Below are 15,308 nucleotides of genomic sequence, written 5' to 3'. Positions count from 1 at the left end.
GTGCGACCGCGTCGGTCGCGGACTGCGTCAGTCGAGCGTCGAGCGGAGCGCCGAGACGAGCCCGGGGACGAGGTCCGGACCCTGGCCGACCTGGTCGTCGGCGTCGTGCTCCCGGCTGCGGACCGCGCACCACGACGGCCCGTCGCGCAGCACCCCGACGGCGAGCCGGACGTCGGCGCGGTCCGGGTGGGCCAGCAGGTAGGCGAGGGCCGCGTCGGGCTCCTGCGGCATGTCGGCCTCCGCCGCGGGCGGCAGCACGACGCGCTCGACGGTCACCGCGACGCCGTCGACGGCGTCAGGCCACGAGAGCCCTGCCAGCAGCGTCTCGAGGTCCGGCGCGGACGGCAGCCCTTCCTGCTCGACGGACGTGAGGTGCCACGGGTCGGCGGCCGCCGCGGCGAGCACGTCGTGCGTGAGCTGGTCCGCGAGGCCGGGCTCGGTCGCAAGCGCCGAGGCGGTCCTGACCAGGGCGAACACCCGCACCGGGCCGTCCCACCCAGCGGTGGCGACGTGGTGCTCGACCTCGCGGACGGCGTCGGAGAGCGCGCGCTGGCCAGGGTGCGGTGCGGTGGGGGGCTGTGTCACCGGACCATGGTCGCACCCGTGTGGGAACCTGGGCCTCGAGCAGCACGTTCACACCGAGGAGCGGTCCGCGCGTGCGCGTGCCGCCCGGCCGCGGTCCGCCGCGGTCCGCCGTGCCCGACGACGACGAGGACCCTCCGTGACCTTCGCCAGCCCACCCCGCCCACGACCTGCCGGCCGACGTCGGCGCGGGGCGCTCGCCCCGACGCTCGTCGTCCTCGGCGTGCTCGTCGTCCTCGTCCTGGTGCTCGCCCAGGTGTGGACCGAGGTGCTGTGGTTCGACCAGCTCGGCTACCTCCAGGTGATCGGCACCGAGTGGGGCACGCGTGCGGTGCTGTTCGTGCTCGGCTTCGGGCTCATGGCCGGGGCCGTCGCCGCGAGCCTGAGCTTCGGGTACCGCTCGCGGCCGGTGTACGCGCCGTCGACGCCCGAGCAGGCGAACCTCGACCAGTACCGCGAGGCCATCGAGCCGCTGCGCCGGCTCGTCATGATCGTCGGCCCCGCCGTCCTCGGCCTCTTCGCCGGCGCGGCCGCGTCGCAGCAGTGGTCGACGGTCCAGCTCTGGATGCACGGCCAGACGGTCGGCGAGAAGGACCCGCAGTACGGGATCGACCTCGGGTTCTACCTGTTCACGCTGCCGGGCATCCGGTTCGTCGTGTCGTTCCTCATGGCCGTGACGATCCTCGCGGGGATCGCCGGCCTCGCGACGCAGTACCTGTACGGCGGCCTGCGGGTCGGCGGCGGGCGGGGGAACGGCCCGCGGACCACGCGCGCCGCTCGGGTGCACCTGTCGGTCATCGGCGCGGTGCTCATGCTCCTCATCGCCGCGAACTACTGGCTCGACCGGTACTCGATCCTCACGAAGGCGGGGGAGAAGTTCCACGGCGCGGCGTTCACGGACGTGCACGCCGTCATCCCGTCGAAGGCGATCCTCGCGGGCATCGCGATCTTCGTCGCCGTGATGTTCGTCGTCACCGCCGTCCGCGGGAACTGGCGCCTGCCGGCCATCGGCGTGGGCCTCATGGTGATCGCGGCGATCGCCGTCGGCGGCATCTACCCGGCGGTCGTCCAGCGCTTCCAGGTGCAGCCGAACCAGCAGGACCGCGAGGCGCCGTACATCCAGCGCAACATCGACGCGACGCTCGCCGCGTACGGGCTCGAGGACGTGCAGACGTCGGACTACGACGCGAACGTCACCGCCGAGGCGGGTGCCCTGCGGTCCGACGCCGAGACCACCGCGTCGATCCGTCTGCTCGACCCGCAGGTCGTGAGCCCGTCGTTCAAGCAGCTCCAGCAGATCCGCGGGTTCTACCACTTCCCGGACTCGCTGTCGGTCGACCGCTACGAGGTCGAGGGCGAGAGCCGTGACACCGTCATCGCGGTGCGCGAGCTCGACCTCGAGGGTCTCGACTCCGCGCAGCGCAACTGGACCAACGACACGACCGTCTACACCCACGGGTTCGGCGTGGTCGCGGCCTACGGCAACACGACGGCCGGTCGTGGAGCGCCCGACTTCTGGGAGGGCGGCATCCCCTCGCAGGGGCAGATGGGCGAGTACGAGCCGCGCATCTACTTCAGCCCGCAGGCGCCCGCGTACTCGATCGTGGGCGCGCCCAGCGGGAACGGCTGGGAGTTCGACTACCCGTCCGACGACGCGCAGGGCCAGCAGCTCACGCGCTTCCCGACGCAGGACGTGTCGGCCGGGCCGAGCATCGGCAACCCGTGGAACAAGCTGCTGTACGCGCTGAAGTTCGGCGACGAGCAGCTCGTCTTCTCGAACCGCGTCACCGACGTGTCGCAGATCCTGTACGACCGCAACCCGCGCGACCGCGTCGCGAAGGTCGCCCCGTACCTGACGCTCGACGGGCGCGTCTACCCGGCGGTCGTCGAGGGCCGCGTGAAGTGGATCATCGACGGCTACACGACGAGCGACCAGTACCCGTACTCGGCCGGCCGTTCGCTCGAGTCGGCGACGCGTGACGCGCTGACGGAGACGACGGAGACGATCCAGGCGCTCCAGCCGAAGACCGTGAACTACATCCGCAACTCGGTGAAGGCCACGGTCGACGCGTACGACGGGTCGGTCGACCTGTACGCGTGGGACCCGTCCGACCCGGTGCTCGAGGCCTGGTCGGAGGTCTTCCCGACGTCGCTCAAGCCGCTGTCGGAGATCAGCGGTCCGCTCATGAGCCACCTGCGCTACCCCGAGGACCTGTTCAAGGTGCAGCGCGCCCTGCTCACGCGGTACCACGTCGAGGACGCCAACCAGTTCTTCTCCGGCAACGACTTCTGGGCGAACCCGCTCGACCCGACGCACCCGAACGTCAACGTGCCGCAGCCGCCGTACTACCTGACGCTGCGCATGCCCGACCAGGACGAGGCGCGGTTCGCGCTCATGTCGACGTTCATCCCCGGTGGTTCCGGGGCGCGCGAGGTGCTCACCGGGTACCTGGCCGTGGACGCGGAAGCGGGGTCGGAGGCGGGGAAGCCGTCCGAGGACTACGGCAAGCTCCGGCTGCTCGAGCTGCCACGCGACTCGACCGTGCCGGGCCCCGGCCAGGTGAACAACAACTTCAACGCCGACCCGACGGTGTCCAACGAGCTGAACATCCTGGCGCGCGGGGACTCGCAGGTCGTCCGCGGCAACCTGCTGACGCTCCCGGTCGGCGGCGGTCTGCTCTACGTGCAGCCCGTGTACGTGCAGGCCGCGTCGGGCACCGCGTTCCCGCTGCTCCAGCGCGTGCTGGTCGCGTGGGGCACCTCGATCGGGTTCGCGAGCACGCTCGACGGTGCGCTCGACCAGGTGTTCGGCGGCGACTCGGGCGCCGAGGCCGGCGACGCCGGGACCAACCCCGACGACGGTGCGACACCGCCCGCCGAGACCCCGGGCGAGCAGCCGACCGGCACACCGACGGAGAGCCCGACGGACGGCGTCCCGCCGGACGCGGCCGCCGCGCGGGCGTCGCTCGACCTCGCGCTGCAGCAGGCGCGGCAGGCCCTGGAAGACAGCCAGGCGGCGCTCCAGACCGGCGACTTCACGAAGTACGGCGAGGCTCAGGACCGCCTGTCGCGGGCCGTGCAGGACGCGATCAAGGCCGAGGCCGACCTCGAGGCCGCGGGCGGCTGACCGTCGTGGTGACCGCCGGCCGGGCCGGGCGTCGTGGGGCTTCCCGCGGTGCCCGGCCCGGCCTGTGACGGGCCTCACGCGGGAGGATTTGGTCTGGTCCGGAGGGTGTCGTAGAGTTGTCGAGCCGACGCGGGGTGGAGCAGCTCGGTAGCTCGCTGGGCTCATAACCCAGAGGTCGCAGGTTCAAATCCTGCCCCCGCTACAAGAAGACGAAGGCCCGGACCACACGGTCCGGGCCTTCGTCGTTCTGCTGGTGGTCCACGGTGCCGTGCAGCAGCCCGCGGCCGGGGTCTCCCGTCATGAAGGAGTGGTCATGTCGCGTGTCGTCGTCACCGGGTCGTCCGACGGGATCGGGCGGGAGACCGCCCGACAGCTGATCGACGCCGGGCACGACGTCGTCGGGCACGCGCGTGACGCGGCCCGGGCGGAGCAGCTGCGCGCGGCGCTTCCGGGGCTGCGCGACGTCCTGACCGGCGACCTCGCGTCGCTCGCGCAGACGCGGGCGCTGGCCGCCGCGATCGCCGACGCGGGGCCGTTCGACGCCGTCGTGCACAACGCCGGCATCGGTGGCGGGGCACCCGAGCGGGTCGAGACGGCCGACGGCTTCGAGCGCATCTTCCAGGTCAACACCGTCGCTCCGTACGTGCTCACGGCGCTCGCGCCGCGCCCGGCCCGGCTGGTCTACCTCACGTCAGGGCTCGAGGCGCAGGGCCGGGTCGCGTTCGACGACCTGCAGTGGTTGAACCGTCCGTGGGACGGCATGCAGGCGTACTCCGACTCCAAGCTGTACGACGTGGTGCTCGCGTTCGCGGTCGCGCGGCTGTGGCCGGACGTGCTCGCGACGGCCGTCGACCCCGGGTGGATCAAGACCAAGCTCGGCGGTCCGGACGCGTGGGACGAGGTCGGCGACGGTGCCGCGACGCAGGTGTGGCTCGCGACGTCCGACGACGCGGCGGCCCGCGTCAGCGGCGTCTACCTCAAGCGGTTCGAGCAGCTCGTCGCGAACCCGGCGGCCTCGGACGTCGACGTGCAGGACACGCTGCTCGCGGCGCTGGCCGACCTGACGGGCGTCGAGCTGCCGCGCTGACGGCGGCCACGCGCGACGCCGACCGTCGCGGTGCGCCCGAGCACCGCTGACGCAGGCCGGGGTCGTCCGGTCGGGTCCGGGTGCGCGTCGCTCACGACGGTCGTGCGGTCCGGAGCCGCGTCGCTCGCGACGGTCGTGCGGTCGCTGCTGAAATGTTTAGACGATGGCTGGTGCGGCGGCGGCGCTGCAAGGTGAGCGACGACAAGGACGACGGGTACCGGCGAGCGCTTCTTCATCGGTGAAGACGCCGACGACGCGACGCACGCGAGCCCGTCGTCGACAGCCCCACCCGCGGTGCGCGGGTGCCCACGGAGAGGCGCCACATGACAGGGACCCAGCGCCGCGGGAGGACAGCTCTCGCGGCCGCGACGCTGGCCGTCGCCACGACCATCGTCGGCCTGACGGCCGCACAGCCCGCCCAGGCGGCGGCGAGCACGCTCGGTGCTGCGGCGCAGCAGAGCGGGCGGTACTTCGGCACCGCGATCGCGGCGGGCCGGCTGAACGACAGCACGTACCAGACGATCGCGAACCGTGAGTTCGACATGATCACGGCCGAGAACGAGATGAAGATGGACGCCACGGAGCCCAACCGTGGCCTGTTCAACTACTCCAGCGGCGACCGGATCCTGAACTGGGCGCAGAGCAACGGCAAGCGGGTCCGCGGGCATGCGCTCGCGTGGCACTCGCAGCAGCCGGGCTGGATGCAGAACATGTCCGGCACCGACCTGCGCAACGCGATGCTCAACCACGTCACGCAGGTCGCCACGCACTACAAGGGCAAGATCTACGCCTGGGACGTCGTCAACGAGGCCTACGCCGACGGCTCCTCGGGTGGTCGTCGTGACTCGAACCTGCAGCGCACGGGCAACGACTGGATCGAGGCGGCGTTCCGTGCCGCCCGGGCCGCCGACCCCGGTGCGAAGCTCTGCTACAACGACTACAACACCGACGACTGGTCGCACGCCAAGACCCAGGGCGTCTACACCATGGTGAGGGACTTCAAGTCCCGGGGTGTGCCGATCGACTGCGTCGGGTTCCAGTCGCACTTCAACTCCCAGAGCCCGGTGCCCTCGAACTACGAGACCACGCTGCGCAGCTTCGCCGCTCTCGGTGTCGACGTGCAGATCACCGAGCTCGACATCGAGGGCTCCGGCTCGTCGCAGGCGCAGAACTACCAGCGGGTCGTGCAGGCCTGCCTCAACGTCTCGCGCTGCACCGGCATCACCGTCTGGGGCGTGCGCGACACCGACTCGTGGCGGTCCGGCGGCACGCCGCTGCTGTTCGACGGGTCGGGCAACAAGAAGGCCGCCTACACGTCCGTGCTGGACACGCTGAACCGGGCGACGCCCAGCCCGACGCCGACGACGCCGGACCCCACGCCGACGACGCCTGACCCGACGCCCACCACGCCGGACCCGACGCCGACCACGCCGCAGCCGACCGGGGCGTGCACCGTCACGTACGCCGCGCCGTCGCAGTGGCAGACCGGCTTCACCGCGAACGTGCGGATCACCAACAACGGCGCGGCCGTCAACGGGTGGACGCTCACCTGGGCGTTCCCGGGCAACCAGACGATCAGCCAGGCGTGGAGCACCGCCACCACGCAGAACGGTGCGCAGGTGACCGCGCGCAACGTCGACTACAACCGCACGATCGCGACCGGAGGCACCGTCGAGTTCGGGTTCAACGGCGCCTACAGCGGCAGCAACCCGGCGCCCACGAGCTTCTCGCTCAACGGCACGCCCTGCACCACGCGCTGACACCGCGAGGCCGGTGCGGCGGGCGCGCGCAGCGTCGCCGCACCGGCTGACGGACCCGCGCGCACGCCGACGGCCCGGACGAGAGGTCCGGGCCGTCGGCGTTCCCGCGTCCCGTCGGCGGGCAGCGTGCTCGTCGTCCCGCGCGCCTCCCCGCGGTCCGTGCCCTCGCGTGGTCATGATCGGCCCACCACGCGACGTGAGGGGGCCTCCATGTTGCCGAGCCAGATCCGCACCGCCACCGTGCGCCTCGGTCCGTTCCTCGACGACCTGGGGTCGCCGTGGACAGGCCGCGTCACGGTGCGGTCGTCGGCCGCACGCGTCTGGGACGCGAGCGGGGCGACGGTCCACCCGCGACCCGCGGTGGTCGCGCTCGACGAGCACGGCGGTGCGACGCTGCGCCTGCCGACGACCGACCAGCCCGGGTTCAGCGACGGCGCCGGGCGGCCCGTGACCAGCTGGTCGTACACGGTGACGCTCGAGCTCGACGGCGAGCCGCCCGTCCGGCACACGTTCCGCCTCCCCGGTGACGAGGGCGACGACGTGCGCGTGATCATCCCGGTCACGACGGCGGAGGAGGCGACGGCCGCGGCGCCGCGGGACGAGACGGCGGCCGCCACGACGGCGGCGGCACCGGGCGCCCTGCCGGTCCCGGGCGACCCGGTGGTCGCGGCAGGGGCCGGGCGGGGGCTGACGCGGCGTGCCGCGTTCCGGGCCGGTGCGATGGTGCTCGGCACGGCTGCGGCGGTCGTCGCGGGGCAGCAGGGCGCGGCGGCGGCACCGGCGCGCGGGAGCCGGGTCGGGTCGGTGCTGCTGCCGGCGGCGCAGACGATCGACGACGACCTGGTCGTGGGGAGCGCCGCGCACCCGCACAGCCTGTTCATCCGGTCGTCCGCGGCGGGCGGAACCGAGGGCGGGCCCGGGATCTTCGACTCGACCGGGCGGCTGGTGCTCGAGACGTACCAGCCGCACTTCCAGCACTTCGGCGAGTCGATCCGCGTCGAGCTCAAGGACCCGCGCGCCAAGGGCATGCTCACGTACCGGGCGGCGTGGCCCACGCCGCACTACCCGGACGGCGACTTCACGTGGGTCGCGGGGCACCCGAACGGACCGCAGTCCGTCGCGTGGCTCGGCGCGCACTTCCTCAACAACGACGACCCGTCGAGCCTCGCGAAGAACCTGCAGCACGGGCACATCGGCTTCGAGGTCCCGGACTCGCTGGGCCAGCTGCAGACGAGGCTCGAGATCAAGTTCATCGACCCGGTGACGGGCAAGATCGGCACGGACAAGACCGCGATCCGCACCAACATGGCGGACTTCGAGGTCGGCACGAGCCAGCGCGGCGAGCAGCTGCGCGTCGTGGGCGGCGAGGAGAACCACCGGGACGTCGTGTGGGCCACGCGGGTGGGGACGGTCCGCGAGCCGCGGTGGGTCGCGCGCACCGTGGCGGGACGGTCGAACTTCGAGCTGCTGCGCTACCAGAACGGCAACGTCCTCGTGGACACCCCGTTCGGCGTCGACCGTGCCACCGGTCTCGTCACGGTCGGCGGACAGCGGGGCACGTCGGCCGGGTTGCGCGTGGTGCGGAACGGCGGCATCGCGCTGACCGTGACACCGCTCGAGGCCGGCGGGCACGGGGCCCTCGTCACGGGCGTCGACGCGACGACGCGCGCCTACCAGTCGGACGTCACAGGCGACGCGCAGCGGCGGTTCGTCACGCTCGTCGACGGCACCCAGCAGTGGGGGACCGGTGCAGCGGCGCGCGACACGCAGCTCTACCGGCGGGCGGTCAACCAGCTCGGCACCGACGGCGGGCTGTTCCTGCGCAGCAGCGCCACGCCGGCGACGGCGTCGACCGGCGGGGTCCTGTTCGTCGCCGACGGCGCGCTCAAGTTCCGCGGGTCGACGGGCACGGTGACGACGCTCGCGCCCGCCTGACAGCGGTTCCCCGCCCGGCGACGTGCGACCCCGCCTGACGGGGGTCGCCCCGGCGTGACGCGGGCGGTTCCGACGTGGCGAGGGCGAGCCCGGCATGACGCCGCCCGACGTCGTGCCGGCGTGCGCGCCGGCGGCTGGGCGAGACCACCCGCGACGGGTGGGGCGGTGCGTTCGGCAGCCCGTCGACGATGGGCGGGGGCCGCGGGGGTGGCCCGGGCGGTCGGCGGTCGTGGGAGCGCCGACCCTGTCGGGGGAGGAGCACGTCGTGGGGACGCGAACATGGGTGCGGGGCGGGACGGTCGCGCTGCTGGTGGCGCTGGTCGCGGGGTGCGCGCAGGACGAGGACGAGCCGTCGGACCTCGACCGCGCGCGCGCCGACGTCACGGCGAAGGAACGCGCGCTGACGGAGGCGCAGGAGGCGTCGGCCGCGGCGACCGAGGCGTTCTGCGCGAGCGCGACGGACTACATCCACGCGCTCGACCGCTACGGCGACCTGCTCGTCTCGACCGCACCGACGGTCGGCGACGTCGTCACCGCGGGCGACGACCTGCGCGCGCCGCGGGCGCAGGTCGTCGACGACGCGCAGGAGGCGCAGACCACGCACGAGGCGGTGACGGACGCGGAGAACGACCTGGCCCAGGCCCAGGCGGCGCTCGCGGAGCTCGAGGCGTCGGAGGCGGCGTCCGGGGCGCCGGTCGAACCCGTCGAGCCGACGACGGCCACGGCGACCCCGCTCGCGCCCGCGGAGCTCGTCGAGCGCGTGCGGCAGGCGGACGCCGAGCTCTCCGCGGTGAAGGAGGGCATCGGCGACGACACGCCGCTCGCGCAGGCGTCGGAGCAGTTCGACGCGGCCGCGGTGGCGCTCGAGGCCGCGTGGCTGCGGCTCTTCGCGACGACGGGCTGCCTCGGCGACGACGAGGCGCTCGCTGCCCACGAGGCCTTCGTCGCGTACACCGCGACGCTCCAGCAGTCGCTGGCCGACGCCGGGTACTACGCCGGGCCCGTGGACGGGATCTACGGCCCGCAGACGGTCGCCGCGGTCGAGGCGCTGCAGACCGCGCACGGGCTGCCCGTGACCGGCACGGTCGACAAGGCGACGGACGCCGCCCTGCGCGCGGACCTCGAGGCGAAGGGCGGGGCAGCGGCGACTGCGGCGGTCGCGTCGACGGCCGCGCTGCAGCAGACGCTGCACCTGCTCGGCTACTGGGACGGGCCCGTCGACGGCACGTGGACGGACGCGCTCACGCAGGCGGTCGTCGCGCTGCAGACCGACCTCGGCGTGCCCGCGACCGGTGTGATGGACGCGGCGACGATCGCGGCGGCGCAGGCGGCTGTGGCTGCGGCGCTCGCGGCCGGGGCCCCGGCGGACGACGCCGCGCCGGACGACGGCCCGGGAGACGACGCGTCGCAGGACGAGGCACCCGACGAGGATGCGGAGACGGACGAGGGCTGACGGTCGTCGGCGGTCGCCGACACGCGGTGACGGACGCCGGCCCGTCGGCGCGAGGTGACGGATGCCGGCCCCTCGGCGCGCGAGACGACTGACGGCCGACGTCGACGGGCGGCTGCGCGAGGTGTCAGGTCGGGTCGACGGTGACGACGACCTTGCCGACGGAGCGGCCCGAGCCATGGCGGCGCAGCGCCTCGGCGGTCTGCTCGAGCGGGAAGGTCCGGTCCACGACCGTCCGCACGGCGCCGGCCTGCAGCAGGTCCACGAGCGGTCCGACGTGCCGGACCCCGAGCGGCACGGCGAGCACGCGCAGCCGCTTGCGCCCCGCCAGGCCGACGAGCGGCCCGAGCAGCAGGACCTGGAGCAGCGACCGGACGGCGCCGCCGACGACGAGGTAGGTGCCACCGGGGGCGACGCCGCGCGCGATCGCACCGACCGACCGGTAGCAGGCCAGGTCGAGGACCAGGTCGTAGGGACCGGTCCGGGTCCAGTCGTCGACGCGGTGGTCGAGGACGCGCACGGCCCCGAGCGACCGCAGGTGGTCGGCCTTGTGCGCGGTGTCGACGGCCGTGACCTCGGCGCCCGCGAGGACCGCGAGCTGCACCGCGTACGCGCCCGCGCCGCCGCCCGCGCCGTTGACCAGCACGCGCTGCCCGGCGCGCACGCGGCCGCGGTCGACGATGCCGCGCAGCGCGATGACCCCGGCCTGCGGCACGGCCGACGCCTCGACGAACGACATCCCGTCGGGCAGCGGGGCGAAGGACCGGGCGGGTGCGCACACGTGCTCGGCGAAGCAGCCGAGCCGGTCGAGGAGGTCGGCGTACACGTCGTCGCCGGGCGCGAACGTCGTGACGTCGGCACCGACCGCGACGACGGTCCCGGCGACATCCGAGCCGAGCACGCGCCGACGCGGCCGGCGCAGCCCGCCGAGCCGCGCGTAGGCCGGCCTCCCGGTCAGCCCTTCCCAGTCGGAGCCGTTGACCGAGACGGCCCGGACGGCGACCAGCACCTCGTCGGGCCCCGGCTCGGGGCGGTCGACGTCGACGACGCGCAGCACGTCGGGCGAGCCGTACTCCGTGTACTCCACGGCCTTCATCGCGTCCTCCGGGACGGGCAGCGGCGGGCGGTGTCACCGTAGCGGCTGCCTCCCGGCGCTCGGCAGCCCCGGTGCGCGACCGGGACGCGGGGCAGCGCGCTCCCCCCGCGGGTCGACGGCTGGGTGGCTCGTCGGCGAGGCGCGGCGGCGCGTCCGGCGGGCGGCCGGAGCGGACCTCGGGGACGCTGGGCTCGAGCCGTGAGCAGGACGGCCGACGGCACGCAGCACGAGGTGGACGGCGATGGCACGCGCGGAGGCGGCGCCCGGCCCGACGCAGGACGAGCTCGACGCGCTCGCGGACCTGGGCACGGGCGGCACGTGGGAGGTGCACGGCCGCCGCCTGCGCGTGACGAACCTCGACAAGGTGCTGTTCCCGGCGCGCGACGACGAGCCGCCGGTCACGAAGCGCGAGCTGCTCGCGTACACCGCGCGGATCGCGCCGGTCGTCCTGCCGTACCTGCGAGGGCGGGCGCTCAACCTGCACCGCTACCCGGAGGGTGCGCACCGCCCCGGGTTCTGGCACAAGCAGGTGCCGGACCACGCGCCGGACTGGCTGCCGCGGTGGACAACCCCGACGCGGACGAGGGGGAGACGACGACGTACCTGGTCGCCGACGAGCCTGCGGCGCTCGTGTGGGCGGCGAACTTCGGCGCGCTCGAGTGGCACGCGTGGACGTCCCGCACGGACGAACCGCACCTGCCGACGTACGCGCTGATCGACATCGACCCGGGCACGTCGACGACGTGGGACGAGGTGCTGCTCCTCGCGCGACTGCACCGGGACGCGCTCGCGCACCTCGACGTGCGGGCGGCGCCCAAGCTGACGGGGCGGCGCGGCATCCAGGTGTGGATCCCGGTCGCGGTGGGCCCGGACTTCGCCGAGACGCGTGCGTGGGTCGAGCGGCTGTCGAAGACCGTCGGGGCGGTCGTCCGCGACCTCGTGAGCTGGCGGTGGGAGGTGCGCGAGCGGGGCGGGCAGGCGCGCCTCGACTACACGCAGAACGCGATCAACAAGACGCTCGTCGCGCCGTACAGCCCGCGCGCGTCAGCCGGTGCGCCCGTGTCGGCGCCGATCACGTGGGACGAGCTCGACGCGCCGTGGCTGCGGCCCGACGCGTTCACGGTCCGCACGGTGCTCGACCGGGTCGAGGAGCGCGGCGACCCGTTCCGGACGGTGCTCGACGACGACCAGGTCCTGCCGCGTCTGGCCTGACCAGCGCGCCGCTGCGGTGGCGACGGCCAGGCGGTCGGCGTTGACTGGACGACGGTCCGGCAGCGGGCCCGTCGCAGCCCTGCCTGGAGGTGCGATGCACGTCGACCGGATCGCCGAGCCGTGGGGGACGAGGACCCCGTACGCGCGCGGGACACGGTGGCCGACCCGGGTGGACACGTTCCTGGAGCCCGGGAGCACGACCGACGACGTCGACCGGTGGGTGCCCGCGGCGTCGTTGCTGCACTCGAACGGCGACGCGATGGACATCGCCGTCGCGGGCGGGCGGATCGTCGGGGTGCGCGGCCGCGCGCAGGACCGCGTGAACCACGGCCGGCTCGGCCCCAAGGACCTGTTCGCGTGGCAGGCGAACGCGTCACCGGACCGGCTGACCCGTCCGCTGGTGCGGCGCGACGGACGCCTGCAGGAGGCGTCGTGGGACGAGGCGATGGGCCTCGTCGTGGCCCGCACCAAGGCCCTGCTCGACGAGCAGGGCGCGTCGGCGATCGGGTTCTACACGTCGGGGCAGCTGTTCCTCGAGGAGTACTACACGCTGGCGCTGGTCGCGCACGCGGGGATCGGCACGAACCACGTCGACGGGAACACCCGGCTGTGCACGGCGACCGCCGCGGAGGCGCTCAAGGAGTCGTTCGGTGCCGACGGGCAGCCCGGGTCGTACTCGGACGTCGACCACGCGGACGCCATCGCGCTGTTCGGGCACAACATGGCCGAGACGCAGCCCGTGCTGTGGATGCGCGTGCTCGACCGGCTCGCGGGCGACGACCCGCCGCGCCTGCTGTGCGTCGACCCGCGCCGCACGGCCGTCGCGCGCGCCGCGACCGTGCACCTGGCACCGCGGCCCGGCACGAACGTCGCGCTCATGAACGGGCTGCTGCACGAGGTCGTCGCGCGCGGCTGGGTCGACGAGGACTACGTCGCCGCGCACACGGTCGGGTACGACGACCTGGCCGCGACGGTCGCGGAGTACCCGCCCGAGAAGGTCGCGCGCATCTGCGACGTGCCGGAGGACGACCTGCGTGCCGCAGCAGAGCTCGTCGGCACCGCCGACCGGCTGATGTCGACGGTCCTGCAGGGCTTCTACCAGTCGCACCAGGCGACCGCGGCGGCGGTGCAGGTCAACAACCTGCACCTGCTGCGCGGCATGCTCGGCGAGCCCGGACGCGGGCTGCTCCAGATGAACGGGCAGCCGACCGCGGAGAACACGCGCGAGTGCGGCGCGGACGGCGACATGGCGGGGTTCCGCAACTGGTCGAACCCGCAGCACGTCGCGGACCTGGCCCGCGTGTGGAACGTCGACCAGGACGTCATCCCGCACTGGTCGCCGCCCACGCACGTCATGAAGATGCTGCGCTACCTCGAGGACGGCTCGATGCGCATGCTCTGGGTGCAGGCGACGAACCCGCTGGTCTCGCTGCCCGAGCTCGAGCGCGTGCGGTCGGTCCTCACGCAGGACCGCACGTTCCTCGTCGTGCAGGACGTGTTCCTGTCGGAGACCGCGCAGGTCGCGGACGTGGTGCTGCCCGCGGCGACGTGGGGCGAGAAGACCGGCACGTTCACGAACGTCGACCGGACCGTGCACCTGTCCGAGAAGGCGGTCGACCCGCCGGGGGAGGCGCGGCCCGACCTCGACATCGTCCTCGACTTCGCGCGGCGCATGGACCTGCGCGACAAGGACGGCGGACCCCTGGTCCCGTGGTCGACGCCCGAGGAGGCCTTCGAGGCGTGGAAGGAGTGCTCGCGCGGTCGGCCGTGCGACTACTCGGCGCTCACGTACGCGCAGCTACGCGGCGGGGGCGTCCAGTGGCCCTGCACCGACGAGCACCCGCGCGGGACCGAGCGGCTCTACGGCGACGGCCGCTTCCCGGCGGCGCCGGGCTACGCCGAGACGTACGGCCGCGACCTCGTGACCGGCGCGCCGTTCGAGGCCGACCAGTACCAGGCCCTCAACCCCGAGGGGCGGGCTCTGCTGCGCGCCGTGCCGTACGTGCCGCCGCACCACCTGCCGTCCGATGACCTGCCGCTGCAGCTCGTCACGGGCCGGACGATCTACCACTTCCACACCCGGACCAAGACCGGCCGGGTGCCCCAGCTGCGGGACGCAGCCCCGGACGTCTGGATCGAGCTCTCGGCGGAGGACGCCCAGGCGCGCGACATCGCCGAGGGCGACCGCGTGCGGGTCCGCACGGCGCGCGGGTCGGTCGAGGGTGCGGCGCGCGTGAGCGAGGTCCGGCGCGGCGTCGTGTTCGTCCCGTTCCACTACGGCTACTGGGACACCGAGCCCGGCCACGAGCCCGGCCACGAGCCCGGCGGTGCCGGTCGCGCGGCGAACGAGCTCACGCCGACCGAGTGGGACGCGGTCTCCAAGCAGCCGCTGTTCAAGACCGCCGTGTGCCAGGTCGAGCGCGTCGCCGACGGCGCGGGCACACCTGCGCCCGCCCCGACGACGGGCGCGTCCGCCCCGGTGCGCGTCGGCGTGCGGCCGACCGCCGGCGGGACGCGCGCGGAGGTCCACGAGGAGGTGGCGACGTGAAGCTGGGGCTCGCGCTGCGCGAGGTGCACCGCTCCGAGACCGAGCTCGCGGAGGCGCTGCTGCACCTGTCGGAGCGGCACGCGGTCGTCCACGACGTGCACCTCCTGGCGCGGGACCTCGCCGCGTGGTCGGCGGACCACGTGCGGCAGGTCGCCGAGGCCGCGCACGACCAGGGCGAGGACCTCGACCCGGACCCGGTGCGCGACCCCGGCGTCACGCGGCGCGTCCGCGAACGGCTGTCCGAGGCGCTGGGGCGTGCCCGCGCGCCCGAGCTCGCGCTGCTGTCGGACCTGCGGACCGTGTACGTCCTCGCGCACGGCGTCGCCTCCGACTGGGAGCTCATCGGCCAGGCGGCGCAGGGCGTGCGCGCGCGGGACCTCGTCGACCTGTCGCAGCGCTGCCGTTCGGAGACGATCCGGCAGGCGCGCTGGGCGGACGCGATGCTCAAGGAGTCGGCGACGCAGATCCTCGTGTCCTGACGGCCCGGGACGGAGGTCCGGTCCGCAGCGGT

Annotated in this window: 10 protein-coding genes, 1 tRNA gene and 1 pseudogene; 10 read left to right on the top strand and 2 right to left on the bottom strand. The window is 74.0% G+C overall.

Features of this window, described 5'->3' with window-relative positions; genetic code table 11:
* Positions 1–27 precede the first annotated feature (27 nt).
* Complete coding sequence (locus GXP71_RS10480; RefSeq protein WP_162352609.1) at positions 28–585, bottom strand: PPA1309 family protein; 558 nt, start codon at positions 583–585, stop codon at positions 28–30.
* Positions 586–721: 136 nt separating this feature from the next.
* On the opposite strand from GXP71_RS10480, the gene GXP71_RS10475 reads away from it, so the two are divergent.
* The 6 genes from GXP71_RS10475 (at position 722) to GXP71_RS10450 (ending at position 9,944) form a co-directional block, all read left to right on the top strand.
* Complete coding sequence (locus tag GXP71_RS10475) at positions 722–3,709, top strand: UPF0182 family protein (protein ID WP_162352608.1); 2,988 nt, start codon at positions 722–724, stop codon at positions 3,707–3,709.
* 128 nt (positions 3,710–3,837) lie between these two features.
* Positions 3,838–3,911 (top strand) — tRNA-Met (locus tag GXP71_RS10470).
* A gap of 111 nt (positions 3,912–4,022) precedes the next feature.
* Entirely contained in the window at positions 4,023–4,796 is a 774-nt protein-coding gene (locus GXP71_RS10465; protein ID WP_162352607.1) for an SDR family NAD(P)-dependent oxidoreductase, read from the top strand.
* A gap of 323 nt (positions 4,797–5,119) precedes the next feature.
* A complete protein-coding gene (locus GXP71_RS10460) occupies positions 5,120–6,556 on the top strand; it encodes an endo-1,4-beta-xylanase (RefSeq protein WP_162352606.1) in 1,437 nt (478 codons plus the stop codon).
* Between the two features lie 210 nt (positions 6,557–6,766).
* Positions 6,767–8,491 (top strand): hypothetical protein, encoded by a 1,725-nt coding sequence (locus GXP71_RS20145; protein ID WP_202924237.1) that lies wholly within the window; start codon positions 6,767–6,769, stop codon positions 8,489–8,491.
* Between the two features lie 229 nt (positions 8,492–8,720).
* Entirely contained in the window at positions 8,721–9,944 is a 1,224-nt protein-coding gene (locus GXP71_RS10450) for a peptidoglycan-binding protein (RefSeq protein WP_238402374.1), read from the top strand.
* A gap of 124 nt (positions 9,945–10,068) precedes the next feature.
* On the opposite strand, the gene GXP71_RS10445 is transcribed toward GXP71_RS10450, so the two are convergent.
* The gene (locus GXP71_RS10445; RefSeq protein ID WP_162352604.1) at positions 10,069–11,037 is read right to left on the bottom strand and encodes an NAD(P)-dependent alcohol dehydrogenase; all 969 of its coding nucleotides are present in this window, start codon (positions 11,035–11,037) and stop codon (positions 10,069–10,071) included.
* A 241-nt stretch (positions 11,038–11,278) separates the two neighbouring features.
* Here GXP71_RS10445 and GXP71_RS20650 point away from each other — a divergent pair.
* From GXP71_RS20650 to GXP71_RS10430, 4 genes and pseudogenes are all read left to right on the top strand, one after another.
* Positions 11,279–11,566: pseudogene (locus tag GXP71_RS20650) on the top strand (ATP-dependent DNA ligase); the annotation flags it as partial.
* 32 nt (positions 11,567–11,598) lie between these two features.
* Positions 11,599–12,249, top strand: coding sequence for a hypothetical protein (locus GXP71_RS10440; RefSeq protein WP_202924236.1), 651 nt, complete (start codon positions 11,599–11,601; stop codon positions 12,247–12,249).
* A gap of 94 nt (positions 12,250–12,343) precedes the next feature.
* The gene (locus GXP71_RS10435) at positions 12,344–14,797 is read left to right on the top strand and encodes a molybdopterin oxidoreductase family protein (protein ID WP_162352603.1); all 2,454 of its coding nucleotides are present in this window, start codon (positions 12,344–12,346) and stop codon (positions 14,795–14,797) included.
* Positions 14,794–15,276, top strand: coding sequence for a hypothetical protein (locus GXP71_RS10430; protein WP_162352602.1), 483 nt, complete (start codon positions 14,794–14,796; stop codon positions 15,274–15,276). Before GXP71_RS10435 ends, GXP71_RS10430 begins: the two co-directional genes overlap by 4 nt.
* Positions 15,277–15,308 lie beyond the last annotated feature (32 nt).

Source organism: Cellulomonas sp. H30R-01, from assembly GCF_010119915.1.
Lineage (GTDB): Bacteria > Actinomycetota > Actinomycetes > Actinomycetales > Cellulomonadaceae > Cellulomonas > Cellulomonas algicola.
Note: the sequence above shows the minus strand (reverse complement) of the source record. Positions and strands in the feature narration are given on the sequence as shown.